The 1014-nt window shown below is 72.6% G+C and carries 1 pseudogene; it reads right to left on the minus strand.

Features of this window, described 5'->3' with window-relative positions:
• Positions 1-238: 238 nt before the first annotated feature.
• Positions 239-1014: pseudogene (locus tag A5692_RS13445) on the minus strand (transcription-repair coupling factor); the annotation flags it as partial.

Below are 1014 nucleotides of genomic sequence, written 5' to 3' on the forward strand. Positions count from 1 at the left end.
CGACGGCGTGATCATCCCCGGCGCCAACCTGGTCATCATCACCGAGACCGACCTGACCGGCAGCCGGGCCACCGCCGTCGAGGGCAAGCGGCTGGCGGCCAAGCGCCGCAACACCGTCGACCCGCTGGCGCTGACGGCCGGCGACCTGGTGGTGCACGACCAGCACGGCATCGGCCGGTTCGTCGAGATGACCGAACGCACCGTCGGCGGCGCCCGCCGGGAGTACCTGGTGCTCGAATACGCGTCCAGCAAGCGCGGCGGTGGCCCGGCTGCCGGTCAGGTCGGTCTCGGTGATGATGACCAGGTTGGCGCCGGGGATGATCACGCCGTCGTGCAGCGGGCCCTTGAGGACGCTGACGATCCCCGGTTTGAGCGTGGTGTCCGCCGCGTCCGGTTCCAGCATGGCGGCGGGGGTGTCGGAATCGGCGAGCCGCTCGACCACCCGATGCGCGGTCCCGACGCCGGGCGCGACCACCGCGGCGTAGCCACCGGTCGAGACGTGGGCGCGCAGCATGGCGAAGACGCCGTCGATGTCGTGTTGATGTCCGCGGGCCGACGGCGCCGCCCGGATGTCCAGCTCCACCGCCGACTCGTCGGACAACTGGCTCAGCGTCCACCACGGATGACCGGACTTCGCCGCCGCGGCGTGCACGTCGTCCAGTTCGGCGAAGCCCGATCCGCCGAACTGCGTCACGTCCACGGGCGCGTCCGTGCCCAGCGCCGCGACCGACCAGGACGCCTCGAGGAATTCGCTGCCCGTCTTGATCAGGTCCGCCGCCCGGGTCCGCACCTTCTCGGGGTCGCACAGCAGCACCGGCGTTCCCTCGGCAAGCTGGTCGGTCAGCAGCACGTGCTCGCCGGGCCGCAGCACCGGCAGCAGCGCCTCCATGCCGTCGACCGCGATACCCTCGGCCAGCTTGGCCAGCATGTCGGTGACGCTGCCGGTGATGGCGGGCTCGGCGCCCGAATGCCGGGCGGCCAGCGCGGCGGCCCGTGCGCGGACGTCCGGGGGAA

It is taken from the genome of Mycobacterium sp. E342 (assembly GCF_001667665.1).
GTDB lineage: Bacteria > Actinomycetota > Actinomycetes > Mycobacteriales > Mycobacteriaceae > Mycobacterium.